The organism is Streptomyces sp. PU-14G, from assembly GCF_041028275.1.
In the GTDB taxonomy this organism is placed as follows: domain Bacteria; phylum Actinomycetota; class Actinomycetes; order Streptomycetales; family Streptomycetaceae; genus Streptomyces.
Map to the genome: position 1 here is coordinate 14507 of NZ_JASKYT010000018.1, position 26881 is coordinate 41387.

General features: G+C 70.7%; 21 protein-coding genes and 1 riboswitch. Of the genes, 14 read left to right on the forward strand and 7 right to left on the reverse strand.

Annotated features, from left to right (window positions below):
- Positions 1-84: 84 nt before the first annotated feature.
- Positions 85-2310 (reverse strand): germacradienol/geosmin synthase, encoded by a 2226-nt coding sequence (locus tag AB8Z75_RS04105; RefSeq protein WP_369199959.1) that lies wholly within the window; start codon positions 2308-2310, stop codon positions 85-87.
- Positions 2311-2479: 169 nt separating this feature from the next.
- On the opposite strand from AB8Z75_RS04105, the gene AB8Z75_RS04110 reads away from it, so the two are divergent.
- From AB8Z75_RS04110 to AB8Z75_RS04145, 8 genes are all read left to right on the forward strand, one after another.
- Positions 2480-3211 carry a hypothetical protein gene (locus AB8Z75_RS04110; RefSeq protein ID WP_369199960.1) on the forward strand — a complete coding sequence of 244 codons (732 nt, stop codon included), beginning with the start codon at positions 2480-2482 and terminating at the stop codon, positions 3209-3211.
- A gap of 471 nt (positions 3212-3682) precedes the next feature.
- Positions 3683-3863, forward strand: a riboswitch (cobalamin riboswitch).
- A gap of 66 nt (positions 3864-3929) precedes the next feature.
- On the forward strand, positions 3930-4985 hold the full coding sequence (locus AB8Z75_RS04115) for an ABC transporter substrate-binding protein (RefSeq protein WP_369199961.1): 1056 nt from the start codon (positions 3930-3932) through the stop codon (positions 4983-4985).
- A gap of 65 nt (positions 4986-5050) precedes the next feature.
- Positions 5051-6100 carry a FecCD family ABC transporter permease gene (locus AB8Z75_RS04120; protein ID WP_369199980.1) on the forward strand — a complete coding sequence of 350 codons (1050 nt, stop codon included), beginning with the start codon at positions 5051-5053 and terminating at the stop codon, positions 6098-6100.
- A 17-nt stretch (positions 6101-6117) separates the two neighbouring features.
- Entirely contained in the window at positions 6118-6900 is a 783-nt protein-coding gene (locus AB8Z75_RS04125) for an ABC transporter ATP-binding protein (protein WP_369199962.1), read from the forward strand.
- Positions 6897-7961, forward strand: coding sequence for an ABC transporter substrate-binding protein (locus AB8Z75_RS04130; protein ID WP_369199963.1), 1065 nt, complete (start codon positions 6897-6899; stop codon positions 7959-7961). The genes AB8Z75_RS04125 and AB8Z75_RS04130 overlap by 4 nt, the downstream gene beginning before the upstream one ends.
- Before the next feature lie 4 nt (positions 7962-7965).
- Complete coding sequence (locus tag AB8Z75_RS04135) at positions 7966-8982, forward strand: FecCD family ABC transporter permease (protein ID WP_369199964.1); 1017 nt, start codon at positions 7966-7968, stop codon at positions 8980-8982.
- A complete protein-coding gene (locus AB8Z75_RS04140; protein WP_369199965.1) occupies positions 8979-9779 on the forward strand; it encodes an ABC transporter ATP-binding protein in 801 nt (266 codons plus the stop codon). The genes AB8Z75_RS04135 and AB8Z75_RS04140 overlap by 4 nt, the downstream gene beginning before the upstream one ends.
- The gene (locus AB8Z75_RS04145) at positions 9776-10660 is read left to right on the forward strand and encodes a (2Fe-2S)-binding protein (protein WP_369199966.1); all 885 of its coding nucleotides are present in this window, start codon (positions 9776-9778) and stop codon (positions 10658-10660) included. The genes AB8Z75_RS04140 and AB8Z75_RS04145 overlap by 4 nt, the downstream gene beginning before the upstream one ends.
- 146 nt (positions 10661-10806) lie before the next feature.
- Here the strand turns inward: AB8Z75_RS04145 and AB8Z75_RS04150 are convergent, their stop codons facing one another.
- The 3 genes from AB8Z75_RS04150 to AB8Z75_RS04160 form a co-directional block, all read right to left on the reverse strand.
- Positions 10807-11211, reverse strand: coding sequence for a hypothetical protein (locus AB8Z75_RS04150; RefSeq protein ID WP_369199967.1), 405 nt, complete (start codon positions 11209-11211; stop codon positions 10807-10809).
- 48 nt (positions 11212-11259) lie between these two features.
- Complete coding sequence (gene thrS / locus AB8Z75_RS04155) at positions 11260-12495, reverse strand: threonine--tRNA ligase (protein ID WP_369199968.1); 1236 nt, start codon at positions 12493-12495, stop codon at positions 11260-11262.
- A 231-nt stretch (positions 12496-12726) separates the two neighbouring features.
- Positions 12727-13098 (reverse strand): hypothetical protein, encoded by a 372-nt coding sequence (locus AB8Z75_RS04160; RefSeq protein ID WP_369199969.1) that lies wholly within the window; start codon positions 13096-13098, stop codon positions 12727-12729.
- 149 nt (positions 13099-13247) lie between these two features.
- Between AB8Z75_RS04160 and AB8Z75_RS04165 the strand changes: the two genes are divergently transcribed.
- The 3 genes from AB8Z75_RS04165 to AB8Z75_RS04175 all read left to right on the forward strand — a co-directional run bounded on the left by AB8Z75_RS04165 (position 13248) and on the right by AB8Z75_RS04175 (position 16090).
- Positions 13248-14654, forward strand: coding sequence for a DUF5685 family protein (locus tag AB8Z75_RS04165; protein WP_369199970.1), 1407 nt, complete (start codon positions 13248-13250; stop codon positions 14652-14654).
- A gap of 172 nt (positions 14655-14826) precedes the next feature.
- Positions 14827-15549, forward strand: coding sequence for a hypothetical protein (locus AB8Z75_RS04170; protein WP_369199971.1), 723 nt, complete (start codon positions 14827-14829; stop codon positions 15547-15549).
- A complete protein-coding gene (locus AB8Z75_RS04175; RefSeq protein ID WP_369199972.1) occupies positions 15536-16090 on the forward strand; it encodes a hypothetical protein in 555 nt (184 codons plus the stop codon). The genes AB8Z75_RS04170 and AB8Z75_RS04175 overlap by 14 nt, the downstream gene beginning before the upstream one ends.
- A 358-nt stretch (positions 16091-16448) precedes the next feature.
- Here AB8Z75_RS04175 and AB8Z75_RS04180 read toward each other — a convergent pair whose 3' ends face one another.
- Complete coding sequence (locus tag AB8Z75_RS04180) at positions 16449-19046, reverse strand: NB-ARC domain-containing protein (RefSeq protein ID WP_369199973.1); 2598 nt, start codon at positions 19044-19046, stop codon at positions 16449-16451.
- Positions 19047-19123: 77 nt separating this feature from the next.
- Between AB8Z75_RS04180 and AB8Z75_RS04185 the strand changes: the two genes are divergently transcribed.
- On the forward strand, positions 19124-22264 hold the full coding sequence (locus AB8Z75_RS04185; RefSeq protein ID WP_369199974.1) for a tetratricopeptide repeat protein: 3141 nt from the start codon (positions 19124-19126) through the stop codon (positions 22262-22264).
- 531 nt (positions 22265-22795) lie between these two features.
- Positions 22796-23662: a DUF1206 domain-containing protein gene (locus tag AB8Z75_RS04190; RefSeq protein ID WP_369199975.1), complete on the forward strand. Its 867-nt coding sequence runs from the start codon at positions 22796-22798 to the stop codon at positions 23660-23662.
- 90 nt (positions 23663-23752) lie between these two features.
- Here AB8Z75_RS04190 and AB8Z75_RS04195 read toward each other — a convergent pair whose 3' ends face one another.
- Both AB8Z75_RS04195 and AB8Z75_RS04200 read right to left on the reverse strand, forming a co-directional pair.
- Positions 23753-25972, reverse strand: coding sequence for an NADP-dependent isocitrate dehydrogenase (locus AB8Z75_RS04195; protein WP_369199976.1), 2220 nt, complete (start codon positions 25970-25972; stop codon positions 23753-23755).
- Positions 25973-26178: 206 nt separating this feature from the next.
- Positions 26179-26703, reverse strand: a complete 525-nt coding sequence (locus AB8Z75_RS04200) for a hypothetical protein (protein WP_369199977.1) — start codon at positions 26701-26703, stop codon at positions 26179-26181.
- Here AB8Z75_RS04200 and AB8Z75_RS04205 point away from each other — a divergent pair.
- The coding region (locus AB8Z75_RS04205; RefSeq protein ID WP_369199978.1) for a transposase at positions 26702-26881 on the forward strand (180 nt) is incomplete at its 3' end. The genes AB8Z75_RS04200 and AB8Z75_RS04205 overlap by 2 nt on opposite strands.

The window sequence follows — 26881 nt, forward strand, 5'->3', positions numbered from 1 at the left end:
CGCGGCACGCCGCAACCCACCCGCGGACCGCACACCACGGGCACTGGCACCCCCTCTGCGGAAGCACAAGCCGCAGGAAAAGCTCTAGCGCAGCGCCAGCCGGGCCGCTGAGGTACCCAGTCCCGCGGGGCCGTCGAACGGCCAGCCCGGCGCGTAGTGCCGCCGCAGGTCGCTCTCGGTGTAGCGGCGGCAGTCGCGGTGCCACACGAGGATGCCCGACATCCAGTTCTCCAGCTCCCGCACGTACCCGTCGAGCGCCGCACGGCCGTCCTCGTCCAGGGCGAAGTCGTCGTAGAGCACGGGGAACTCATGGGCGGCCACGTGCTGGAACTGCCTGATGCGGGAGGTCATCAGGTCGTCGACGATGCGCAGCGCCGTCGGGTAGTCGCAGTCGAAGAAGTCGCGGACGACGAGCAGCCCGTTGTGGATCTCCCCCTCGTACTCGATCTCCTTCTGGTACGAGAAGACGTCGTTGAGCAGGCAGGCGTAGTCGGCCGCCGCGTTCTCCAGCGACTTCATGGGTCCGCTGCGGTAGATCTCCTCCGGGATGCTGTCCGGATGGGCCAGCCGGCACAGGCTCATCGTCAGGTCGGAGCCGAAGGTCCTGCGCCGCATCTCGACGTAGTCGACGGGGTCGGGGATGCGGTTGGCCGCCTGGTTGTCCAGCTCCCACAGCCAGCTTTCCGCCATGGTCTCGATGGCCGCGCGGAAGCGGCGGCGCTTGGCCACGGACATCGGGCCCGCCGTGCGCGCCCACAGGTCGGCCAGCGAACGCTCCAGCGGACCGGCGGGCGGCGGGAGCGGCTCTCCCTCGACGGGCATGAACAGCGACAGGCGCTCGGTGCACACCTTGGCGCCCGCCAGGTCGCGGGTGCGGCCGAAGCGGACCGGGTAGTAGTCGTCGCCCCACGTGCCCCAGGCCAGCCAGGCGGAGGAGAGGTCGAGTTGGGCCCGGGTGGCGTCGGGGTGGATACCGGCGGCGCACAGCGGCAGGTCGTTGTCGCGGATCAGCTCCTCGTCCCACACCCGGCCCCCCGGCACGTCCGGCTGCGGGTCCAGCAGCCCCATCGCGCGGGCCCAGGTGACGACCCGCTCGCGGGCCCCGTCCAGGTGGGGGCTGAGCTGGGGCGTGAAGGGCATCTCGAAGGCGGGCAGCACCGAGGGGCCCGTGCGCTCGTGCGGGACGTGGGTGAAGGAGCGGACGCGCTGCGGGGCGGTACGCGCGATGCCGGCGAGGATGTCCGTCGCCGAGGTGCCCAGCCCCGCGGGGAGGAACGGCAGGCGGGCGGCTGCCGGGCCCGTGTCCCCGGCGGTGGCCGCCCCGCCGTTCATGTAGCGGCTGGAGCGCATGTGCCACTCGTGGCCGCCGGACTGCCAGTCCTGGAGTCCCTTGACGTACGCGGCGACGGCGGCCTGGTCCGCCGGGTCGAGGCCCTTGTCGGCGCAGAGCGCGGGCAGTTCGGTCAGTGCGGTGTGCTCGAACTGCTGGAGACGGGAGGTCAGCAGGTCGTTGACCGCCTCGGCCGACTCCTGGGTGGTGCAGTCCAGGAACGTCTCCAGCACGAGGACGCCGTTGGACAGCTCGCCCTCGTCCCCGATCTCGCGCTCGTAGGAGAACAGGTCGTTGCGCAGGTGGACGGCGTCGGAGAACGTGTCGCGCAGCACGCACAGGGGGCGGGAGCCGGCGACGGCGGCGGGCACCTCGGCGTGCGCGGCGAACTCCACGAGCCCGGCCGACCAGGGGGCGCCGCCGACCTTGCGGCGCATCTCGATGTACTCGACCGGGTTCGGCACCCGGCCGATGTTGATGTTGGACAGCTCCCACAGCGACTCGTTGAGCAGGTTCTCGGTGCTCACGGCGAACCGGGCGCGCCAGTCACGGGACATCGACGGCACGGTGCGGGCCCACAGGTCGGCCAGCCCGGCCTCGACCGGGTTGGTGGGCTCGGGCACCGCCGCGGTGCCGTCCAGCGGCATGAACAGCGGGAGCCTGTCCAGATACGCCTTGCCGCCCGCGCGGTCCTGAGTGCGCTTGAACATCTCCAGGAAGTGGTCGTCGAAGAAGAAGACCCACACGTACCAGTCGGTGACCAGCGCCAGGTCGTCCTCGCTCGCGTCGGGGTGCGTGTAGGCGCACAGCAGCGCGTAGTCGTGCGCTTCCAGGTCCGCGGTGTCCCATACCCCGGAGCCCTCCAGCATCCCCTGCCGCGCCGCCCACTCGCGGGTGTGGGCCCGTGCCGCTTCGAGGTGCGGGTTGAGGCGGGCCGGGTACGGCACGTAGAAGTCGGGCAGTTCGAAGGGTTGCGACAACGTCCGGTCCCCCAGGTACGCGAGTGGCTGGCGGACTTGGCCTACCCGGGGCGAAGCGATGAACATCCTTTTTCACCCGGACGTGGGACACGGCGCGGACAGTGCCGTGACGAGGCTGTCGAACAAAACCCGTGGTGAGCACGGAGGTTGGGCTGTTAGGTTCACGAACGTGGCGAAGCTGAATCAGATCATCGCAGTCGAGAAGGGCGTCAAGTCCAAGGTGGCCCAGGACCTGGCGCAGGCGCAGCACGGGCTGGGAAAGCCGCAGATGCTCGCCGGTATCTCGCGTACGTACCAGCCCAAGGACGAAGAGGGCGAGCAGCTTCCGCCGGAGTCGACGCGGGTGCAGGTCAAGGCCGAGGATGTGCTGAAGGAAACGGCGAAGATCCTCACGCGGCTGTTCGACGTGACGGCGACGAAGGACTGGTCGAACCTCACGGCCCGCGCGGACATCGTCGTCGACGGGCGCACCGTGCTCGCCGAGGTGCCGGTCTCCTACCTGCTGTTCCTGGAGAAGCAGCTCGGTGAACTGGGCACCTTCCTGCGCAGGCTGCCCGTGCTGGACGGCGCGGAGGCCTGGGAGCAGGACCCGTCCACGGACTGGTGGAAGACCGAGCAGGTCCGTACGGTCCGCACCAAGAAGGTGCCGCGCAACCACGTCAAGGCGGAGGCCACCGAGAAGCACCCGGCCCAGGTCGAGGTCTACTACGAGGACATCCCCGTCGGGTACTGGACGACGGTCAAGTACTCCGGCGCCCTTCCCGCGCGGCGCGTCAACGAGCTGCTGGAGCGGCTGGAGAAGCTCTCCGCCGCGGTGAAGTTCGCCCGCGAGGAGGCCAACGCCACGGAGGTGACCGACCAGCGCGTCGGAGACGCCGTCTTCGGCTACCTCTTCTCCTGAGCACTTCTCCCGAGCACTTCTCCTGACCGCGTCGGTGCGCCGAGCGCGCACCGACACCCACCGACTCCCCGGGCAAAGATTCAGACTCTTGCCGCCCGGGGTGCGCCAGGAGCGCAAAGCTGAAACTGAAGCTGATGTGTGAACCCCCGGCGGCACTGCCACAGTCAGGCCCCGGTCAGTCTCAACCTCTCGCTCCACGCTCAGCATCGCCGTTCATCGTCCGGCAACCGGGGCGGTGACGACCTCGAGACGCCGGTTCGAACCCGGCCGGCCGTTCTTCGTGCGGCCGTGGTGGAGTGGCTCCACGCGAGGACATCGCCGAACGATCCGCCCATCAACCGCTGGGGACGTGCGAACGAACGGCACCCAGGACCCCGGGGCCGGGCAAAGCCCCGGGGTCCCTTTTGCCACTTCTCCTCCTTTCCCCCCTAGCGCCCCCTAACGCCCCCTTACTCCGCCCCGCTGGCCGCGTGGTACGTTGCAGCCGCCAGTCAAACCCTTGAACGGGTCAGGGAATCCGGTGCGAATCCGGAGCTGACGCGCAGCGGTGTGGGACTGGGGTGTGCACGAGGCCACTGGGGCGCGGTCCCTGGGAAGGCGCACACTCCGACAGTCCCGAGTCCGAAAACCTGCTGGCACCCGCACTCCGGGACCTCGGAGGCGGTGGCACGCCGGGCTCCGCGACTGAGCCTTATGACGGAGAAGGACACAGCTGGCCATGCGCCGAACGCGCCGTGGGGCCCTGCGGGCCGCGGTTCTCGCCCTCGCCCTCACCCTCCTGCCGGCCGTCACGGGCTGCGGGACGACGCCCTCGCCGGGGGCCGCCTCGGGCAAGGCCGAAGCGGGCTATCCGCGCACGCTGCACAACTGCGGGCACGAGGTCACCCTGGAGCACCGCCCGCGGCGTGCCGTCTCGCTCGACCAGGGATCGACCGAGATCCTGCTGGCCCTCGGCCTCGCGGACCGCATGGCGGGCACCGGCACCTGGACCGACCCGGTGATGAAGGGGCTGGAGAAGGAGAACGCGAAGGTGGAGCGGCTGGCCGACGGCTACCCGGCCATGGAGAAGGTGCTCGCCGGCGAGCCCGACCTGGTGACCGCCTCGTTCGCCGCCACCCTCGACAAGGGCGGCGTCGCCCCGCGCGGGAAGTTCACCGACCTGGGCGTGCCCACCTACCTCTCCCCCGCCGACTGCGCCAAGAAGTCCGGGACGAACGGCGACGGAGCGCGCCGCGAGCCGCTGACCATGGACACGGTCTACGGCGAGGTCCGCGACCTGGCGAAGGCGTTCGGTGTCGAGGAGCGCGGCGAGAAGCTGGTCGCCGAGCTCCGGGCCAGGATGACGAAGGCCACCGAGGGCGTGGACGCGCACGGCACCTCCGTCCTGTACTGGTTCGCCAACTCCGAGTCCCCGTACGTGGCCGGCTGCTGCGGGGCGCCCGGCGTCATCACGCGGGCGGTCGGGGCCGAGAACGCCTTCGCCGGCACCCACAACGAGTGGCCGCAGGTCGGCTGGGAGACCGTGGCCGACCGCGATCCGGACGTCATCGTCCTGGGCGACCTGACCCGCAAGAACCAGACCGCCGAGACGGCGAAGGCGAAGATCGAGAAGCTGGAGTCCGACCCGGTCACCCGCCACATGACGGCGGTGCGCCACAAGCGGTACGTCCTGCTGCCCGGCGCGGCGATGAACCCCTCGATCCGCACCGTCGAAGGGGTGGAGAAGGTCGCACGCGGTCTGCGGAACCTCCACCTCACGGAGCCCGCGAAGTGACCGCAGGGCCAATCCCGCGGTCGGCCGCGCCGGGTGCGCGGCGCTCCCGGCGGTGGACGCTCGCGCTGCGCAGCGGGCGGGGCACCGCCCTCGTGTGCGCCCTCGGGGCGGCGGTCTGTGCGCTGTCGGTCGCGCTGGTCATCACCGTCGGGCAGGCGGGGATCGGCGTGGCCGACGTGTGGCGCGTCGTCGTCGAGCGACTGGGCGGGGCGGACGCCGGGCTGAGCCCGATCCGCGAGGGCATCGTGTGGGAACTGCGGCTGCCCCGCGCGCTGCTGGCCGCCGTGTGCGGTGCCGGTCTCGGGCTGTGCGGTGCGGTGCTCCAGTCGCTGCTGCGCAACCCGCTCGCCGACCCGTTCGTGCTGGGCGTCTCCTCCGGCGCCTCCACCGGCGCGGTGAGCGTGGTCGTCCTCGGCGTGGGCGGCGGCGCGCTCTCCCTGTCGGCGGGTGCCTTCGTCGGCGCCGCGCTCTCCTTCGCGCTGGTGCTGCTGCTCGCGCACACCTCGGGCGGTACGACGGACCGCGTGCTCCTGTCGGGCATCGCCGCCATGCAGCTCTTCTCGGCGCTGACCTCACTGATCGTCTTCCTCTCCGCCGACGCCGAGCAGACCCGCGGTGTGCTGTTCTGGCTGCTGGGCTCGCTCGGTTCCGCGAGCTGGGTGGAGGTCGCGGTGGGCGCCGGGGCGCTGGCGCTCGCCCTGGCGGTGTGCCTGGCGCGGGCCCACGCGCTGGACGCCTTCGCCTTCGGGCCCGAGGCGGCGGCGGCGCTGGGCGTGCGGGTGCGGCGGATGCGGCTGGCGCTGCTGCTGGTGACGGCACTGCTGACGGCCGTCCTGGTCAGTTCGGCCGGCGCCATCGGCTTCGTCGGGCTGGTGCTGCCGCACGCGGCGCGCGCCCTGACCGGGCCCGCGCACCGGCGGCTGCTGCCCGTCACCGCGCTGCTGGGCGCCCTGTTCCTGGTGTGGGTGGACACCGCGGCGCGCACCCTGCTGGCCCCGCGCGAGCTGCCCGTCGGGGTGGCGACCTCGCTGCTGGGCGTGCCGGCGTTCGTGCTCATCCTGCACCGGGGGCGGCGCGGCCGGAGCGCCCACGGCACAGCGGGGGCGGGCCTGTGAGTCTGAGCGCGCGGAACGTGACGTGGCGGGCCGGCGGGCGGCTCGTCGTCGACGGGGTGAGCCTGGATCCGCGTCCCGGCCAGACGGTGGGGCTGCTGGGCCCCAACGGGTCGGGCAAGTCGACGCTGCTGCGGCTGCTGGCCGGCATCAGGGCCACCGCCTCGGGAGTGGTCACCCTCGACGGCAGGCCGCTGCGCGAGGTGGGCCGCCGGGCCGTGGCACGGCGGGTGGCGGTGGTCGAGCAGCACGCCGAGACCGGTGTCGAGCTGACCGTCGAGGACGTCGTGCGGCTGGGCCGTATCCCGCACCGCGGCGCCTGGGCGGGGCCCGGGGCCGAGGACGAGGCGGCCGTACGGGAAGCGGTCGAGCACACCCGGCTGACCGACCGGCTCGACCAGCCCTGGCACAGCCTCTCGGGCGGCGAGCGGCAGCGGGTGCAGATCGCCCGCGCGCTGGCCCAGCGGCCGAGCGAACTCCTGCTGGACGAGCCTACCAACCACCTGGACGTGCGGCACCAGTTGGAGCTGCTGGCCCTCGTCGCCCGCAGCCCGGTCACCAGTGTGGTCGCGCTGCACGATCTGAACCTGGCGGCGATGTTCTGCGACCACCTGGTGGTGCTGCGCCAGGGGCGGGCGGTGGCGGCGGGGCCGCCGGGCCGGGTGCTGACCCAGGAACTGGTCGCCCGGGTGTACGGGGTGCGCTCGGTGGTGACCGCCGAAGGCCCGGGCGGGCGGCCCTCGGTGCGGTTCCTGCCCGAGGACGAGACGGAACCTGGGCAGACAGCCGAGGAGGCCTCATGATCCGGACCAGGCGGGTGGGTGCGGCACGCGCCGCGACCAGGCGGGTGGGCGCGGCATGTGCCGCGACCAGGCGGGCCGGTGCGGGACGCGCGGCGCGCGTACTGCTCACCGCGCTGCTGCTGATACCGCTGGCCGCGTGCGGGAGCGGCACCCGTGCCGGCGGCGCCACGGGCAAGGGCTCTCCCGCGGGGTTCCCTTACACGGTCACCAACTGCGGCGTGAAGACGACCTTCACGGCGCCGCCGGAGCGGGCCGTGACCATGAACCAGCACGTCACCGAGATCCTGCTCGCCCTCGGCCTGCAGGACAGGATGGCCGGCACCGCCTACCTGGACGACGAGATCCTCCCCCGCTACCGCAAGGCGTACAACGACGTGGAGGTGCTGGCCGGCAAGTACCCCTCCAAGGAGGTGCTGCTGGCCGCCAACCCCGACTTCGTCTACGGCGGTTACGCCAGCGCCTTCGACAAGACGGAGGGCCGCGACCGTACGGCGCTCGAAGAGGGCGGCGTCCCCACGCGCCTCAACCTGGAGTCGTGCACCGAGCACGCGGACATCGCGACCCTCCACAGGGAGATCCGCCAGGTGGCCCGCGTCTTCGGCGTGCCCGAGCGCGGCGAGGCCCTCATCGAAGCGCAGGACGAGCAGTTGGCCGCCACCGCGAAGCGGCTGGAGGGCACCGAGAAGACGCGGGCCTTCGTCTACGACAGCGGCGAGGGCTCGGCGTTCACCGCGGGCGGCGCCGGCATCGGCAACGAGATCCTGCGCCGGGCCGGCGCCCGCAACGTCTTCGCGGACGTCGACAAGCCCTTCGCCGACGTCTCCTGGGAGAAGGTCGTGCAGCGTAAGCCGGACGTCGTGGTGATCTACGACTACGGCGGGACGACCCTCGCGCAGAAGAAGAAGCGGCTGCTGCGGGACCCGGCGCTGGCCGACGTGCCCGCCATCAAGCACAAGCGGTTCGCGGTGCTGCCGCTCTCCTCCGCGGTGCTGGGCCCGCGCGTCCCCGACGCGGTGGACGACCTGGCGCGCCAACTCCACCCGCGGCGGAAGGGTGCCTGAGCCCGTGCCCCGCACCTCACCGCTGCGGCGCACCCTGGTGTGCGCCGCGCTGACCGCCGTACTGCTCGCGGGCGCCGTCGCCGGACTGGCCCTCGGCTCGGCGCGCATCCCCGTCAGCGAGGTGCTGGCGGCGCTGACGGGCCGCTCAGGCCCGGGCCCCTTCACCACGATCGTGCTGGACGTGCGGCTGCCCCGGGTGCTGCTGGCAGCCGTCGTGGGCGCCGGACTCGCCCTGGTGGGCGCGGTGTTGCAGGCACTGGTACGCAACCCGGTGGCCGACCCCTACCTGCTGGGCATCTCCTCCGGCGCCTCGACGGGCGCCGCGCTCGTCGTCGTGTTCGGGATCGGCGCGGTCTCGATGTCCGTGGGCGCGTTCGCCGGGGCGATGGTGGCGCTGCTGGTCGTGTACGCCATGGCGCGGCGCGGCGGCACGATGACGACGGGGCGGCTGGTGCTGGCCGGGGTCGCGGTGCAGTACGTGCTCTCCGCGCTGACCAGCCTGGTGCTGGTGACCTCCTCGGAGAAGGAACACCTGCGCGCCCTCCTCTTCTGGACCCTGGGCGGGCTCGGACAGGCCCGCTGGAACACCCTGGCGCTGCCCGCGCTCGTGCTGCTGGCGGGGCTGGTGCTGCTGCTGGCGCTGGCCAGGCCGCTGGACCTGCTGCTGGCCGGCGAGGAGGGCGCCACCACGCTCGGCCTGGAGGTGGGCCGCTTCCGCGCCGCCGCCTTCGTCCTGGCGTCCCTGGTGACGGCGGTGCTGGTGACGGTGAGCGGCTCCATCGGGTTCGTCGGCCTGATGGTGCCGCACGCGGCCCGGATGGCCGTCGGCGCGGCGCACCGCGCCCTGCTGCCCGTCGCGGCGCTGGGCGGCGCCGCCTTCCTGGTGCTGGCCGACCTGGCCGCCCGCACGGTCGCGGCCCCGCAGGAGATCCCCGTCGGCGTGCTGACGGCGCTGACCGGCGGCCCGTTCTTCCTGTGGCTGCTGCGCCGCTCCCAGCGCGGCGAGGGGGCGTGGGCATGACGCGGGCCTGCGCGCTGCACGCCGAGGAGGTTACCTACGAGGTGGAGCAGGGGCGTGCCCTCCTCGACAGGGTGACGCTGGAGGCGCGGCCCGGCGAGACCGTCGGGATCGTGGGCCCCAACGGCAGCGGCAAGACCACCCTGCTGCGGTGCGTGTACGGCACGCTGCGCCCCACGCGGGGCCGGATCCTGCTCGACGGCGACGACGCCGCGGCACTGCACGCCAAGGCGCGGGCCCGCAAGGTGGCGGCCGTACCGCAGGACGGTGGCGGCGGATTCGGGCTGACCGCACGGCAGGTGGTCGCGATGGGCCGCTCCCCGCACAAGCGGTTCTGGGAGGGCGACACCGCGCGGGACGCCGCCCAGGCGGGCGAGGCGCTGGAGCGGGCGGGTGCCGCCGCACTGGCCGCGCGTCCGTTCGAGTCGCTGTCCGGCGGCGAGCGGCAGCGGGTCCTGGTGGCCCGCGCGCTGGCCCAAAGCCCGGCGCTGCTCGCCTTGGACGAACCGACCAACCACCTGGACGTGCGCTACCAGTGGGAGCTGCTGTCCCTGGTACGCGACCTGCCCGCCACGGGACTCCTCGCCCTGCACGACCTCAACCTCGCCGCCTACTTCTGCGACCGGCTGTACGTGCTGGACGCCGGGCGGGTGGTGGCGGCGGGGCCGCCTGGCACCGTCCTGACGGAAGAGCTGCTCGACCGGGTGTACGGAGTCCGCGCCGAGGTGCGCGTCCACCCCCGTACCGGGGCGCCGACCGTGGTCTACCTGCCGCCGGATCTGGAGGACGCACACCGATGAGCGCCCCTGGCGGTCCCGTACCCGTCGACGAGCTGACCGCGCTGTCCGCGCTGACCGATCTCGCGTCCGCGTACGGCCCGCGCTACCACATGCTGCCGGGCGAACCGCCACAAGCCGAGGCCCGGTCGGGCGACTGGCTGCCCGCCGACCGGCTGCTGACCGGCGGCAGCACCGGCAGCACCGGCAGCAGCACCGGCGGCACCACCGGCGGCGGCGGCTCCCCCGGCGGCCACGGTGACACGTGCTCCAGCCCTCAACTGCGGCGCCTGCTCGACGCCGAGTGGCAGGGCAGCGGCCACCGCAGCGCGCACGCGGCGGCCCTCACCCTCATCGCCGTCTACGCGGGGCGGGTGACAGCGGCGGCGATGCTGGGCTGGGTACTGGACGGCGGCGTGTGGGACGTACGGCCGCACAACGTGCTGGTGCGTCCCGGCAGCCACGGCATCGCGGGGGTGCGGATACGCGAGCCGCGGCTGCTCGCGGCCCCCGCCCGGGAGCGGGCCGCCACACTGGCCGCGCTCCGCGAGGCGGTGCTGCACACCCATCTGCTGCCGCTCGCCCGCGCGCTGCACGGTGCCACCAGGGCGGGGCTGCGGCAGCTGTACGGCGGCGTCGCGCACGGCTGCGCGACGGCGCTGAGCGCGGCGGCTCCCTGCGAGAGCAGGGAACTTGCCGCCCTGTGGACGGAGTTCGTCCGCCCCCTCCCCCGGCTCGCCCGGCTCGGGGACCTCGCCGAGGTCACCCACCGCGACGGCAGCCGCCGCCTCCACTACCTCCGCAACACCTGCTGCCTCTACTACACCAGCGCCGAGGCGGTCCGCTGCGCCAGCTGCTGCCTCACCCCGCGTGCGGACCGCCTGCGGGCCTACGCGGCCCGGTGACCCCCGGGCGCCGGAGACCGCCCCGGCCCGGTGACCCCCGGGCGCCGCAGACCGCCCCGCCACGCCGCCCGGCACCTCCCCCGCACCCGGCGCTTCCGCCCGGCTCCTGCCCCACGCCCGGCACGTCCCCACCGCCCGGCTCGTCCTCAGGGCAGGTCGGTACGCCCCAGCCAGGCCGGTTTCACCGGCACCCCGTCGGTGTACCGCTCCGGCGAGGGGGCGGGCGCCGGTTCGGGCTCCGGCACGGTCCGGTCCGAGACCGCCGTCTCCTGTGGTGCGTCGGAGTCCTCGACCAGTTCCGCGACCGAGAACCGCGTGCAGAAGGACTCCCAGGACCCGGTCACCACCAGCAGGTAACCGTCCCGCTCCCTGAACAGCCGACGCCGCTTGGGGTTCCACGGGCGCGACGGCTCGTAGCGCCGCGCGCGGCTCCGCAACTCGGCCAGCGCCTCCTCGCGGGTCCCGTCGAAGTGTCCGAGCAGCTCCGGCAGCAGGTACTTGTGCTGCCCCGCCCCGCTGCTCGCCTCCCTCACAAGGCCCCATGTCGTCATGCGTTACCCTCCCGTGGCTCACGGCCAGTCCCATGGCTCACGGCCAGCCTAGGGCTGTTCCCACAGCTCGGTGCTGTGGGCCTCGACGCGCGCTGACAGGCGCGCGAGCGCCTCGTCGGCCGGCATCGGGGCCAGGCGGCGGCCGTCGCGCAGGCGCAGGGCGACGGTGCGGGCAGCGGCCTCGCGCTCCCCAACGACCGCCTGGTACGGAACGAGCCGTCCGGCGCGGATCCGGGCGGAGAGACTGCCCGCTTCCGGTCCTGCGAGCCGGGCGCGCAGCCCCGCTTCGCGGCAGCGGCGCACGAAGTCGCCGGCCTCGGGAACCTGCGCGTCGGAGACCGGCGCAGCGAGCACCTGGACGGGGGCCAGCCAAGCCGGGAAGGCACCCCCGTGCACCTCGATCAGCTGGGCGACGGCGCGCTCGACACTGCCGATGACGGCGCGGTGCACCATGACGGGGCGGTGCCGGGCGCCGTCGGCGCCGACGTAGCGCAGATCGAAGCGTTCCGGCTGGTGGAAGTCGACCTGGACGGTGGACAGAGTCGCCTCTCGGCCCGCCGCGTCCGCGACCTGCACGTCGATCTTCGGCCCGTAGAAGGCGGCCTCGCCCTCGACCGCCTCGTACGGCAGCCCGGCCCGCTCCAGCACGTCGGCCAGCACAGCGGTGGCCCGGCGCCACTTGTCGGGCGCCGCCACGTACTTGCCGCCGGGCCCCGGCAGCGAGAGGCGGTAGCGGGCGGCGGAGATGCCCAGCGCACGGTAGGCGTCGCGGATCATCTGCAGCGCGGCATGCGCCTCGTCGGCCACTTGGTCGAGAGTGCAGAAGATGTGGGCGTCGTTGAGCTGGATCGCCCTTACCCGGGTGAGCCCGCCCAGCACGCCGGACAGCTCGGAGCGGTACATGCCGCCGAGTTCGGCGAACCGCAGCGGCAGCTCGTGGTGGCTGTGCGCGCGGGAGCGGTAGAGGACGGCGTGGTGCGGGCACAGGCTGGGCCGCAGCACCACTTGTTCGCCGTCGCCCAGGTCCATGGGCGGGAACATGTCGTCGGCGTAGTGCGACCAGTGCCCGGAGATCTCGTACAGCTCGCGTTTGCCGAGCACCGGCGAGTACACGTGGTGGTATCCGGCGCGGCGCTCGGCCTCCCGGATGTACTCCTCCACGGCGTGCCGGACGGCCGCACCGTCCGGCAGCCAGTACGGCAGTCCCGCGCCGATGAGCGGATCGGTGCCGAAGAGGGCCAACTCCCGGCCGAGGCGGCGGTGGTCGTGGCGTGCGGTGTTCACCCAGGCTCCCTGATTCTTCGGGGGCCGAGCCGCCCCGTGGGGCCGCCACCACGACGAAGCCCCGGGCGCTCGGCCCGGGGCTTCGTCGTTCAGTACGTCACTCAGCGCGCCGGGGCGGGTTCCGGCGTCGTCGTCGGGGCAATGCGTGCGTCGGCACTGCGCGGGGCGCGCTTCATGCCGGTGAACGTAACACTGGGGCAGGCGGCCGGCACCTGGTTTTCCGTCGCGCCGTCAGGGCGAGGCGGGCGAGGCGGGCAGGCGGCGCCGGGCCGCCTCGAAGGTGTCGCCGATACCGGAGTTGAAGGCCAGGGCCGCGCCGGGAGCGTGTTCGCGGACCAGGTTGACGACCTGCTCGAAGAAGAGCAGCGCGGCCTCCGGCTTGCGGATGCCGCCTCCGATGACGACGACGTCCCAGTCCCGCTCGGTCAGCGCGGCGACAGCGGCGGAGACGGCGGACGCGTCGGCGGGCAGGAGCGCAACCGACGCGTCGAGCGAGTGGTCGGCGAACCGGGCCAACTCCGCGTCGAGCTCCGCCCCCAGCGCTTCGCCGTCCGTACCCGGTACCACGTGCGGGTCGAACCCGAGGATGAGCACACTTGACATGCCCACCATGGTGCACCAGCGGTGTGAGGGCCGGGGCGAGGTTTCGTGCACACGTGCGGGACAGGATGGACGGCCGTGCCGGGCGGCTGGATACGATCGCCGCACTGCCCGGGCGCCACGGCAGGTGTGTCATACGTACGGGGGATCTCGTGTTCGGAATCGTCAGGCCGTGTCAGCACCGGCTGTCCGAGGGGCTGCGGGCCGAGTGGATGGCCCACTTGTGCGGGTTGTGCCTGGCGCTGCGCGGCGACCACGGGCAGTTCGCGCGGGTGGTGACCAACTACGACGGGCTCCTCGTCTCCGTCCTCACCGACGCGCAGACGGGCCGCACCGACGCGGCCCGCCGCACCGCGGGCCCCTGCCCGCTGCGCGGCATGCGCACCGCGTCCGTCGCCCAGGGCGAGGGCGCGCGGCTGGCCGCCTCCGTCTCGCTGGTGCTGGCCTCGGCGAAGGTACGGGATCACATAGCCGACCGGAACGGTCTGCTGCGCCGCCGTCCCGTGGCCGCCGCCGCGCGTCGGATCGCGGCGGGCTGGGACAGGGCCGGCGCCCGCGCGGGCGGCACGCTCGGCTTCGACACGGCTGTCCTGGTGGACGCCGTGGACCGGCAGACCGCGGTCGAGCGCGCCGCGGGCCCCGGCACGCCGCTGACGACGGTGACCGAGCCGACCGAGACCGCCACGGCGGCGGCCTTCGCCCATACCGCGGCGCTCGCCGGCAAGCCGGGCAACGCCGCACCGCTGGCCGAGGCGGGCCGCCTCTTCGGACGCCTGGCCCACCTCCTGGACGCGGTCGAGGACCGCCTCCAGGACGCGGCCGAGGGCGCCTGGAACCCTCTGACGGCGACCGGTTCGACCGTGGCCGAGGCGCGGCGCCTGTGCGACGACGCCCTGCACGGCATCCGCCTGGCGCTGCGCGACGTGGACTTCGCCGATGCCGCGCTGGCCCACGTGCTGCTGGTGCACGAACTGCCCCGCGCGGTCGACCGCGCGTTCGGCACCACCCGGTGCGCCCACCCGGGGCCCGGCCCGGCGCCGGGCCCGTACGACGGCAGCGGCAACCCGTACCAGCAGAACCCGTACGACCCCGGACCCCACGGGCCTCACGGGCCTCACGGGCCTCACGGGCCTCACGGGCCTCACGGTCAGAATCCGTACGCGCAGAATCCGTACGACCAGACCCCCTACGGCTCCCCGGCCCGCGGCCAGGCGCCCTACGGTCAGGCCCCGCAGCACCTCAACGGCCGGCAGAACCCGTACGCGGGCGGCGGCGGCCCGGTGCCGCCCGACGGTGGCGGGGACGGCCGGGGCGGCTGGGGCGGCGGCTCGGACGGAGCCGGCGACTCGGGCGCCCCCGGCGGACATCGGGGCCGCAAGCCCCCGCGCGGCTTCTGGGCCGGCTGCGCCGCCTTCATCGGCCTGTGCTGCACCTGCAAGCTGTGCTGCGCCGACGAGTACGAGGGCCCCTGGTCCCGCAAGAAGCGCTCGGGCTGCTGCGAGAAATGCGAGTGCTGCGAATGCTGTGAGTGCTGCAGTTGCTGCGACTGCGGCCTCTGACCCACCTGGCACCCGTCACCCCCTGAGCCGGTGACGCTTCCGAACCGGCCCCCAGCGCCAGCGGCGTCTCCGTCGTGACGCTGCAAGAAGACATCAAGGAGGCGGCAAGGTTTCCGTACCCCCTGACGGGCAGCCCGTCCTCGCAGCATTCGCCGAGGACATGGGGGAGAGAATGTCCGTGCAGGACGTCGGCAAAGCAAGCTCTGCGCAAGGAGCCACCAGCACGTGGGCCACGCTGCCCGAGGGCAAGAGGGTACTGGTCGTCGTGCACACAGAGGTGTACGGCAAGCGGCTTCAGGACCTGCTGCCGCTGTTGGAGGCAGACCTGCGGTTCGAGGTGACGTTCACGGTTGCCCCGCACCCCTTCAACACGGGTGCCGCTCACTTTCTGCGAGCGCTCGGGGCCACGGTAGTCAGCTGGGAAGAAGCCGTACGAACGGAGTACGACTTGGCTTTGGCCGCCGGGTCGAAGGGGGTCGAGCAGTTGCGGGCCCCCTTGGTACGCGTCTCCCACGGAGCGGGCCACATGAAGCTTGCCCGTGTGGAAGACGTCCCCTACGGCGAGACGCGCGCTCCGGGCGGTATCACGGGAAAGGGGTTTCTGACCTGGCGAGGCAAGGTCGTGCCCAGAGCAGTCGCACTGGCCCACCGGGACGACCTCGCCGCTTTGGAGCGGTGGTGCCCGGAAGCGCTGCCCATCGCCACGGTCACCGGCGACCCGTGCTACGACCGCATTCTGCAGAGTCTGCCGCTGCGAGGTGACTATCGGGCGGCACTGGGCCTGGCACCCGGTCAGAAACTCGTCCTCGTTTCGTCCACGTGGGGGGGAAACGTCGTCGTTCAACCGGATCGGAGCCCTGCTCCCCCGGCTCCTGGCCGAGTTGCCGCGGGATGATTTCCGGGTCGCCCTACTCGTCCACCCCAACGTCTGGTCTCGTTACGGCGCCTGGCAGGTGCGCGCATGGCTTACGGGCTGCCGGGACGCCGGATTCACGGTCCTGCCCCCGGAGGCCGACTGGCGCCCGCCTCTGATAGCCGCCGACTGCATCATCGGCGACTACGGCTCCGTGACGCTTTACGGCACGATGACGGGTGCTCCGATCGTGATGACTCACTTCCCTCACCGCGACGCCAACCCAGCGTCTCCCGGCCTCGAGCTGGCGTTGACCGCGCCTGCACTCTCGGCAAGCCGCCCTCTCACCGACCAGCTCGCTTACGCGGAAAACGAGTACGTACCGGAGGAGTACGCCCGCATAGCAGCCCGGCTCTCTTCGGAGCCCGGACGCGCCGGCAAGAACTTCCGCCGCCTGCTGTACCGAGTGCTGGGCCTGGGACAGCCCGCTTTTCCTCCAGTCACGCCCCCGCTGCCCATGCCGCTCCCGCTGGACGGATCCTGGACAGCTTTCGGCTCGGCGCGAGGAGACGCCTCATGGTGACTATGGTCCGTCGGGCCACGTTCACGCCGTCGGTTGACACCTGTGTGAGCGTGGACCTCGACAGCAGGGCGGCGGAAAGAGAGCGTGAGTACGCCGACGTTCTCTACGGAACCGCGACGCATTCCCCCACCGCGCTCCTGGGACGGTATCCAGGGTGCCTGTGTGTTTCCCTTCGCTCCCCGGGTTTCGGGCATCAAGATGCGTGGTGTCACGTGATGTGCAGGAACGGAGGTCGACTCCTGCTCACCGGTCGCACCGGATTGAGACCGGAGGAACACCGTCGACTCGTCACAGCCGTGCATGCCTGGCTGACCCAGGGCCTCGCCCTCGACCGGCTGCAGGCGGTGCATCTGAGGGGTCACCCGTCTGATCGTCCGATCCTCAGCTTCCGGAGGCGCTCCTCCAGTCGCTCGGTGTCCCTCGGGCTGACAGGTCGGTAGAGGTGAAGGGATTCCAGGAAGTGTCGCGTGGCTGCGTCAGCGTCTCCGTACTCCTGTGCTGTCTGCCCAAGCATCTCCAGAACCCGCGCCTGCCAGTGCACTGAGCCCGCGGCGCGAAACTCGTCCAAGGCAGCGGCAAGCAGGCGTACAGCCTCGTCGGGCTGGCGTAAGGACGCATGAGCGTGGGCGCGGCCCAGGAAGGCCAGCGCTCGTGCGGCGTCGTACCGGTCCTGGCAAACCAGCAACTCCGCTCGGGCTCTCGCCAGACACAGCCGGGCCTCATCAGGCCGGTCGTCGGCGAGAGCCACATCTCCCAGGCAGAGGCGGGAGAGGGCTGCCCCCCTGCGGTATCCGATGGCCAGCCGGATGCCGAGGGCCTCGGTGAAGAACGTCGCAGCCAACTCCAACCGACCGGCCAGCCGGTGCGTCTGGCCCAGGCCGTGCAGCGCCTGCGCCTCCGCACGGCGGTCGCAGCGGTCGCCTGCGTCATCCCGCGCCAAAGTAAACCAGTCGAGTGCCTCGTCGAGGTGACCGGCGTTGTACAGGCCACTGCCACCCGTGGTGAGCATCCGGCTGACGCCCTGTGTGTGACCGGCATGCCGGGCTGCGGCCAGACCGAGCCGATGAGACTCGACCCACAGGTCGTAGGGCCGCGAACGCAGGAACCACGGCTGCATGGCGTCGACCAGTTGCCAGCACATGTCGCTCCACCCCCGCTCCGAGGCGAGCCGGACCAGGCGCATCAAACTCGGACCTTCCGCGTTCATCCATTCGAGAGCGGCCTCAGGGCTGTCGAAGTCACGTTTCCGGACGGGCGAAATGCTGTAGTCCCGACGCATCCGGCGATGGGTCGGAGCCAACAAGATCCGTGCAGCCGTAGCAGTCGCCAAGTACCACTCAAGGCAGCCTCGGACGACCTCCGCCGAAGTCCTCGCCCCTTCTTCCCTGTCAAACCTGCGGAGGGCGTGCAGACGGATCAGATCGTGCAACCGATATCTGGGCTCCGCAGCCGGACCTTCCCCGGCGTCCTCCACAAGGCTGGCCTCCATCAGTTCGTCCAACAACCGCGACATCTCCGTGCGGCTGACAGCGCAAGCGGCTGCGGCGGCGTCGACGCCGAAGACGTCAACAGGGAGGACGCCGAAGCGTCTGTACGTGCGCGCCACCTCGTCCGTCAAAGTGCGGTAGGAGTCATCCAACGCCGACTCCACCACCGCGTCTCCGTCCACGCGGAGCGAATCAAGACGGTGCGCGTCCGCCGTCATCGCTCCGGCCACGGCAGCCACACTGTGTCGAGGTCGGGCGGCTACACGTGCTGCGGCAACACAGACTGCCAGCGGGAAGCCGGCGCACAACGTGGCTATGAGCCGGACCGATGCGGGGTCTTGCGAGGCTCGGCAATCCCCGACACGACGGCGGAACAACTCCATCGACGCTTTGGGCCCGAGTACGTCCAACGCGCGGAACACCGCACCGTTGAGGGCGAGCCCAGTCAACTTCCTGCGGCTGACCACAGCCACCAGGCTGCCGCTCCCGCCCGGCAGCAAGGGGCGGACCTGGGCTGCGCTCAACGCATTGTCCAGCATGACCGCCAGTTGTCGGCCTGCGGTCAGGGAACGCCACAGGGCCGCCATCTCCGCCAGCTCCGCCGGCACTTGGGTGCACCCCAAAGACCTCAGGAACCTTCCCAGGACGTCGCTGGGCAACTGCCGGCCATTGAGCGAGTGTCCGCCCAGGTCCGCGTAGAGCTGACCGTCTGGGTATCCCATGGCGATGCTCGTCAGCCAGCGGGACACCAACGCCGTCTTCCCCACACCTGCTGGTCCCGTCACCGCGACGATCAGGCCGGAGTCGCCGCGGTGCTCAGTCCGGGCCCGATGCAGTGACGCAAGGTCGGTGTCCCGGTCGACGAAGTCCGCGGGTACCGGCAGCAACTGCTGCGGAACCGGCGTCCTCGGGGAGGGATCCGTCCGGACATGTACGCCACCATGTATCTCAGCAGCCTGAACCACAGTTCCGCGTAGCAGACTGCTCTCAACGACGTTCCGGGTCTCCCGGGCACACGCGCTCCGGTCACCCTGCGCGGCCACGGCGCGATCCCGCATCCAACCACTCAGAACGGAAGCGAATGCGGAGTGACGACGCGCTCGGCTGAGCAACGCCTCGGCGAATGCAATTGCACGGGACCGACTCGCCGGTTCCGATTCAAGGGCCACCATGGCCGCGAATAGGAGGTCCACCGGGCCTTCGGCTACATCGTTGATCAGTTGCGAAAGGTCACTCCAGGTGGACGGTTTTCGGACAGCCGTGGTCAAGGCATCGGTAAGATCCGAAACCGTAATCGCTCGCATCCGACCCCTCCCGTCATATCGGAACGCGGTAATCAAGGCCCTGATCAAAACGAGTGCTACCCATCCGTGTCGATGACAAGCAACAACGACACTCACGACGACGTTTTTTGGCCAGCCGGTGCGATCAAGGGAAGAGTCCTGGCCATACGCGCATTGGCCTGCCATCCTCAACCGAGGAGAAATAAGCCCGCTCTGGCATCTCCGGCAAGGGAGAACAAGTCGAACCGGCGAAGGGAACGCTGGTGGACTTCAATATCCTCATCCTCGGGCCCGTGGGCCTTCAGGTGGCCAGACACTATGACTCACTCGGGTCGGCCAAAGAACGCGCGCTGCTCGCCTCTTTGGCGATCGATGTGGGGAGGGCCGTCTCGTCGGACACCCTCGTACACCGGCTTTGGGACGAGGACCCGCCGGCCAAGCCGCATGCCAGCTTGCACGCGTACGCGGCCAGGCTGCGACGCCGTTTCCGGCAGACGTTCGACCGTCCCCTCCTCGTCCAGCACGCGCACACATACACACTGCAACTCGCGCCCGACTTCGTAGACTTCCACCGCTACCAACGCCTGACCGCGCGGGCCCGGGACACCCACGACCTGTCGACTGCTCGCAGACTGGACACGCTGCGTGAGGCGGAAGCCCTCTGGCGCGGTGAGCCCCTCGCGGGACTGACCGGCGCCTGGGCCGAGGAAGTACGGGCGAGCCTGGAGACGAGGCGGCTGGCGATCCGTATCGAAAAGGCCGCGCTGGAGCTGCAATGCGGGAAGTTCGAGGAGCCGGCGAGTGAGCTGCGACTTCTCCTTCGGCGGCAGCCGACCAACGAAACCGTCGCCGAACACCTCATGACCGCGTACTACGGCTCTGGGAGACAGGCAGACGCGTTGCGCCTGTACGTCGACTTCCGCAGAGAACTGCAAGAGCAGCTGGGCATCGACCCCGGAGAGTCCCTCAATCGCCTACATCGTTTGATCCTTCGTCGGGCTTCGATGCAGGAAATACTTGCACCAGCAACTCACCGCTCGACCCACCACCCCACTCCGCTCGACAACCTCCCCGCCCACTCGGACCTCGTAGGGCGAAACCAGGAGCTCGCCGCACTGCGCGAACCGTTCCCCGACGGCACCGTTATCGCCGTGCAAAGCGTCTCGGGCATGGCGGGGATCGGGAAGTCGCTCCTGGCTCTCCACGCCGCTCGCGCTTTAACGAACGCGTACCCGGACGGGCGTCTCTACATCGATCTTCAAGCGCACTCTGCCGACAGGCAGCCACTGGCTCCGTCCGCCGCGCTCGGGTCGCTCCTCAGATCCCTAGGTCTTGCCCCCGGCGACATCCCGCAGCGGCTGGAAGAACGGACCAGCCTGTGGCGCAGCCTGCTGCGCGAACGCCGTACCGTTGTGATCCTCGACGACGCGGCGGGCCCCGAACAGATCCGCCCGCTCCTTCCTCTCGACTCCCCGTCACTGGTGATTGTCACCAGTCGGCAGCGATTGTCCGGCATCCCGGCCGTACGCCCCCTGTTCGTCGACGTCCTTCCGCAGAAGGACGCCGTGGCGCTGTTCTCCCGGCTCGCCGGTGCCGAACGGGCCCGGGACGCAGACGGGACGGTCGACGTCGTCGAAATGTGCGGGCATCTGCCGCTGGCGATCGAATTGGCCGCCAGCCGGCTTCGCTCCCGACCCACATGGAGCACTCGGCACCTGGCGCACAAGCTGTCCCGAAGCCATAGCAAACTGGCGGAGATCCGGGACCGGGACGCCGGACTGGACCGGGCTTTCGAACTCTCCTACCGGACTTTGACACGGCAGCAGCAGGCCGCCTTCCGGCGCTTGGGCCTGCACTTCGGCCATGATTTCGGCACGCACGCGGCCGCTGCTCTCGTCGGTGAGCCGATCGCCGACGCGGAGCGGTTGCTTGAGGCGCTGCTGGACTCGAATCTGCTGACCGAACCCGCGCCGGAACGCTACCGCTTCCACGATCTGCTCGGAGAATATGCTCTCACCCTCGCCCACAGGAACAGCGAGGAAGAAACCGGCGCCGTGAGACGTCTTGTCGAGTTCTACCGCGCCGCCGCGTTGGATGCCGACACTCGAGCCCACCCCAGGCGCACCCGCCTCGCCATTCACACCGCCGCATCCTCCTCCATGCTGCCCCCGCTGTTCGACTCCCAGGAGGCGAGGAACTGGCTGCTCACCGAGGGCCCGGCTCTGATCGCAGCCGAGTATCACGCACGCACGCACGGCTCCCCTGGCACAGCCGCCGAGCTGGCGCACATACTGGCGGCATTCCTGGACAGCGAAGGGCTCTGGGACGAGGCGGAGCAGATGCATCACCATGCGGCACGCCACTGGAACGCGCAGGGCGCCAACCGGGCGGAAGCGCTGGCGCTGATCGATCTCAGCGTTACGCACGCCCACGCGGCGCGGTACGAGGCGGCTGAAGCAACGGGCCGGCGAGCTCTCTCACTCTCCCGGCAAACGCAAGACCCCGAGTGCACCGCCGAAGCCCTTCATCAGTTGGGAATACTCCACTGGCACCGTGCCGAATACCACAAAATGCTGGATGTGCAGAGGGAAGCCCTAGAAATACGCATACGGACAGGAGACCAGTGGAACCAGGCTCGAAGCACCAACAACATGGGAATCGCCCATCTGCACCTTGGCCACTACAACTCTTCCTTCCGTTTTTTCCAGGAAGCCCTCCTGGCCTTCCGTGAAATCGGTGATGTACGAGGAGAGGCGCAAGCACTCAACAACCTTGCAGACGCCCACTTGCACACGGGAGACAAAGAATCAGCACGCCGTTTCTTTTCTCGCTCGCTGGAGATCGCCATCGAGTCGGGGAGCCGATCGGAGCAGGCCATGGCCCAGCTCAATCTCGGTAGCACCCTCATCGCCCCGGCAGAGATGAGCACCATTCTAGATCTTTACGAAAAGGCTCTCAGCTCTTTCCAGAAGCTTGGAGACCGTAGAAACGAGACCATTACTCGTATCGCACTTGGCGACGTACTCGGCGAAGCCGCTCAGCACCGGGAAGCAGCCGGTCAGCACAGGCAGGCACTGACGCTGGCCCGCGACATCGGAGCCGGCCTGGAGGAGGCCCAAGCGCTCCGCGGTCTGGGCACCGCACAGCGTCACCTCAGTCGCCCGGGTAATGCCCAACGCAGCCTCGAAGAAGCGTTGGCCCTCACCCGGATGCTTCGGGCTCCGGAGGAGGAGGCCCGCACGCTGGACGCCTTGGCCGAACTGTTGGTGGCCAGAGGGCAACCAGAACAAGCGAAATCCCTGTGGGCAAATGCCATTGGCATATTCGAAGGTCTCGACGCGTCAAAGGCCGCCCGTATACGGGAAAGGCTTGCACAAACGCAACCCAACGACAAGCGAGCTTGATCGACTTAGGTGGTCTCCTTTACGCTCGGGCTCTCACTGCGACTTGCAGGAGAACACCCTCTTATCGAAAGAGCGCCTTTCGCATGCTCGACGTGCCACCACCTCAGCCCACCGTGTCCGCTGAGTTCGCCACATATCACTCCGCTCCGTGGAACCGTGTTCAGTCGTTCAGCTTCGGCGGGAAACACATAACCGTCACCACGCCTCCGTTTTCCTGGGTGTCGCGTGCCGTGTGCATGCCGTCGGGTTACCACGATGACGACGGACCTTCGAATCATCAGGACAGCGGAACATTCACCGTGACCGTGCTGCCCACGCAGATGGCGACGTAACGGGATACGCCCCAGGCAGGCTACACAACCCGTCCTTCACGGAGTGCCCGAGAAGGACGGCGGGCACTTCCGCCGGCGCACGTGCACCCTGGGCGTCCCGGCCGCGGCCCCCGTCGCCGGACCGCTCCTCACAGGCCGCCCCGTTGCGTTCGCCGGGAAACGGGGCACCCGCTCGGCAGGAGCGAAGAGGGAGGGCCCGATGGACATGTCCGTACCCGGTGTCCGAGGACGCGGCGGCGCGCGGAAGGCGACCGTGCGGGCGAAGGCGAGGGCGCGGCCCGCGTTGGGCTGGGCGGCGCGGGCCGGGTTCGTGGGGCGCGGGTTCATCTATCTGCTGGTCGGCGTGCTGGCGCTCCAGGTGGCGTTCGCCGACGGGAAGAAGGGCGGCGGGCAGGCGGACCGCGGCGGGGCGCTGCAGGAGGTGGCGGGCAGGCCGTTCGGGGCGCTCGTGCTGTGGGCGCTGGGCCTGGCGCTGGCGGGGATGGCGCTGTGGCGGCTGGCCGAGGCCGTGTGGGGCGTCACCGAACCCGAGGGGCACAAGGCACACAAGCGACTGCTGTCCGCGGCGCGGGGTGTCTTCTACGGGTTCGTCGCCTACTCGGTGCTGGCGTTCGCCGTCGGCGACCGCGGCAGCGGCAGCGGCGCGTCCGACAAGCAGTCGAAGGACGTGACGGCCGAGGTGCTGGGGCTGCCCGCCGGGCAGTGGCTGATGGGCGCGGTGGGCGCCGGCGTGGTCGTCGCCGGGGTGGTGATGGCCGGGCGGGCGGCGCTGCGTACCTACCACGACCAGCTGAGGACGGGGCAGATGCCGCGCCGTGAGCGCAGGTTCGTCGACGTGACGGGGGTCGCGGGCGGGGTGGCGCGCGGTCTGGTGTTCGCCGCCGCGGGCGTCTTCCTCCTGCGGGCCGCCTCCGCGTACGAGCCGGAGAAGGCCAGGGGCATGGACGACACCCTGCGCTCCTTCACCGAGACCCCGGCGGGGCCCTGGCTGCTGGTCGTCGTGGCGGTGGGGCTGGGCCTCTTCGGTCTCTACTCCTTCGGGGTGGCGCGCTGGCGCAGGACCTGAGCCCGCCGAGTGGTGCGACGAGGGCCCCGGGTGGCGGCGATACCGCACCCGGGGCCCTCACTCACTGCGTGGTCGGCCGCTTCGACCGCGTCAGCTCAGCGTCGCCAGCGCCTCGTTGAGGGTCTTCGACGGGCGCATGACGGCCGACGCCTTCTGCGGAGCCGGCTGGTAGTAGCCGCCGATGTCGGCGGGCGAGCCCTGGACGGCCGCCAGCTCGTCGACGATCGTCTGCTCCTGCTCGGTCAGCGTCTTGGCCAGGCCGGCGAACGCCTCGGCGAGCTGGGTGTCCTCGGACTGCCCCGCCAGCTCCTGCGCCCAGTACAGGGCGAGGTAGAAGTGGCTGCCGCGGTTGTCGAGGCCACCGATCCGGCGGGTCGGGGACTTGTTCTCGGCCAGGAACGTGCCGGTGGCCCGGTCGAGGGTGTCCGCCAGGATCCGGGCACGCGCGTTGTCCGTCTTGAGCGCCAGGTGTTCGAAGCTGACGGCCAGCGCGAGGAACTCGCCCAGGCTGTCCCAGCGCAGGTAGTTCTCCTTGACGAGCTGCTGCACGTGCTTGGGCGCCGAGCCGCCGGCACCCGTCTCGAACAGCCCGCCGCCGTTGATCAGCGGCACGACCGACAGCATCTTGGCGCTGGTGCCCAGCTCCAGGATCGGGAAGAGGTCGGTCAGGTAGTCGCGCAGCACGTTGCCGGTGACGGAGATGGTGTTCTCACCGCGGCGGATGCGCTCCAGGGAGAACGTCATCGCCTCGGCCGGGGACATGATCTCGATGCGCAGGCCCTCGGTGTCGTGCAGCGGCAGGTACTCGCGCACCTTGGCGATGAGGTTCCGGTCGTGCGCGCGGGTCTCGTCCAGCCAGAAGACCGCCGGGTCGCCGGTGGCGCGGGCGCGGGTGACGGCGAGCTTGACCCAGTCCTGGATCGGCACGTCCTTGGTCTGGCACATCCGGAAGATGTCGCCCTCGCCGACGGCCTGCTCCAGCACGAGGGTGCCCTCGCCGTCCAGCACGCGGACGGTGCCGGTCGCCGGGATCTCGAACGTCTTGTCGTGGCTGCCGTACTCCTCGGCCTTCTGCGCCATCAGACCGACGTTGGGAACGGAACCCATGGTGGCCGGGTCGAAGGCGCCGTTGGCCTTGCAGTCCTCGATGACGGCCTGGTAGATGCCCGCGTAGCTGCTGTCGGGGATGACGGCGAGGGTGTCCTGCTCCTGGTCGTCCTTGTTCCACATGTGGCCCGAGGTGCGGATCATCGCGGGCATGGAGGCGTCCACGATGACGTCGCTGGGCACGTGCAGGTTGGTGATGCCGCGGTGCGAGTCCACCATCGCCAGGTCGGGGCCCTGGGCGAGCTCGGCGTCGAACGAGGCCTTGATCTGCTCGCCCTCCGGCAGCGACTCCAGGCCCTTGAAAATACCGCCGAGGCCGTCGTTCGGAGTCAGGCCCGCGGCGGCGAGCTTGTCGCCGTAGGCGGCGAAGGTCTGCGGGAAGAAGGCCCGCACGACGTGGCCGAAGATGATCGGGTCGGAGACCTTCATCATCGTCGCCTTCAGGTGCACCGAGAACAGCACGCCCTCGGACTTGGCCCGCTCGACCTGCGCCGTGAGGAACTCGCGCAGGACCGCGACGCGCATCACCGAGGCGTCCACGACCTCACCGGCCTTGACGGGCACCGACTCGCGCAGCACCGCCTTCGAGCCGTCGTCGCCGTGCAGCTCGATGCGCAGGGCGCCGTCCTCGGCCAGTACGACGGACTTCTCCGTGGAACGGAAGTCGTCGTCGTCCATGTGGGCGACGTTGGTCTTCGAGGTGGCCTTCCACTCGCCCATGCGGTGCGGGTTGGCCTTGGCGTAGTTCTTGACCGAGGCCGGGGCGCGGCGGTCGGAGTTGCCCTCGCGCAGCACCGGGTTCACTGCGCTGCCCTTGACCTTGTCGTAGCGGGCGCGGACGTCCCGCTCCTCGTCGGTCTGCGGGTCGTCCGGGTAGTCCGGCAGCGCGTAGCCCTGTTCCTGCAGCTCGGCGATGGCCGCCTTGAGCTGCGGGATGGACGCCGAGATGTTCGGCAGCTTGATGATGTTGGCCTCGGGGGTCTTGGCCAGCTCGCCGAGCTGCGCGAGGGCGTCCTCGATGCGCTGGTTCTCCGCCAGGCGCTCGGGGAAGCTGGCGATGATCCGTCCGGCCAGGGAGATGTCGCGGGTCTCGACGGCGACACCGGCCGTCGAGGCGTAGGCCTCGACGACGGGCAGGAAGGAATAGGTCGCCAGGGCCGGGGCCTCGTCAGTGTGCGTATAAATGATGGTCGAGTCAGTCACCGCTACTCCGCTTCGCGTCTGCGCGTCTCGCGTTTACATCGTCTCGATATCAAGATATCTCCTTCTCCCCGTCGCCAGGACAGCACCCCGGCCCGCGGGCACACAACGGCCTGCACGCCGCGCGCCGCCCCGCCCACTGTGTGCCTCCGGTTGCTCACGCCATGCAGGCAGCGGAGGCCCCGGTTACCTCGCGGCACGCCATCCGCTCAATTGCCTCCCACCGTGGCCGTCTGGATCCTCTCCAGTACCTCATCGCCCTGCGGCACTCCCATCGTGCTCAGCACCTGTGCGATTCGGACACCGATGAAGCCACGCTCTTCCCCGCTCAGCTCCCGGAGTGTCCGCGCCAGCGTTCTCTCCCAGCTGTCCTCGTCGGGCATCCCGTCGGGGGCCAGGCCCTCCCCCGCTCCGCTCAGGAGCTGTGGATGGCCGACTGTCCATTCGAGGACTTCCCGGGCCTGTTCCGGCTGGTGCAGCAGCCAGAGCGCCGCCAACCCCGCCGGTCCGCCCGCGACCACCTCCCGGTAAAAGTGATACATCTCCCGGTGCGCCTCACCCCAGGCCGCCGGTGGCTCCGGGGCGCTGGCGTCGGCCGGGCCGGTTTCCTCTCCGCGGAACGCTTCCAGGAACACGTACCCGATTCCCTCCGGCAGGATCTGTTCGGCACCGTTAGGCCGTTTCTGATGGCTCTTGGTGGTGGATCGGTGTGGTGCGGGGCAGGTGTCCTGCATGGTGCGACGGCATGAGCTGAGTGATGCGCAGTGGCAGAAGATCGAGCCGTTATTGCCGGTCAATGGCAGGCCAGGTGGGCAGTGGGCCGATCACCGGAGGGTGATCAACGSGGTGCTGTTCCGTGCCCGCACGGGTGTGCCCTGGCCTGACCTGCCCGAGCCGTACCGCCCCTGGCAG

Excerpts from the sequence above, each read along its gene's own strand:
- AB8Z75_RS04150 (WP_369199967.1), bottom strand. The coding sequence starts at position 11,211 with ATGACGACATGGGGCCTTGTGAGGGAGGCGAGCAGCGGGGCGGGGCAG.
- AB8Z75_RS04160 (WP_369199969.1), bottom strand. The coding sequence starts at position 13,098 with ATGTCAAGTGTGCTCATCCTCGGGTTCGACCCGCACGTGGTACCGGGT.
- AB8Z75_RS04145 (WP_369199966.1), top strand. The coding sequence starts at position 9,776 with ATGAGCGCCCCTGGCGGTCCCGTACCCGTCGACGAGCTGACCGCGCTG.
- AB8Z75_RS04140 (WP_369199965.1), top strand. The coding sequence starts at position 8,979 with ATGACGCGGGCCTGCGCGCTGCACGCCGAGGAGGTTACCTACGAGGTG.
- AB8Z75_RS04180 (WP_369199973.1), bottom strand. The coding sequence starts at position 19,046 with ATGGCAGGCCAATGCGCGTATGGCCAGGACTCTTCCCTTGATCGCACC.
- AB8Z75_RS04130 (WP_369199963.1), top strand. The coding sequence starts at position 6,897 with ATGATCCGGACCAGGCGGGTGGGTGCGGCACGCGCCGCGACCAGGCGG.
- AB8Z75_RS04190 (WP_369199975.1), top strand. The coding sequence starts at position 22,796 with ATGGACATGTCCGTACCCGGTGTCCGAGGACGCGGCGGCGCGCGGAAG.
- AB8Z75_RS04170 (WP_369199971.1), top strand. The coding sequence starts at position 14,827 with ATGTCCGTGCAGGACGTCGGCAAAGCAAGCTCTGCGCAAGGAGCCACC.
- AB8Z75_RS04200 (WP_369199977.1), bottom strand. The coding sequence starts at position 26,703 with ATGCAGGACACCTGCCCCGCACCACACCGATCCACCACCAAGAGCCAT.
- AB8Z75_RS04115 (WP_369199961.1), top strand. The coding sequence starts at position 3,930 with ATGCGCCGAACGCGCCGTGGGGCCCTGCGGGCCGCGGTTCTCGCCCTC.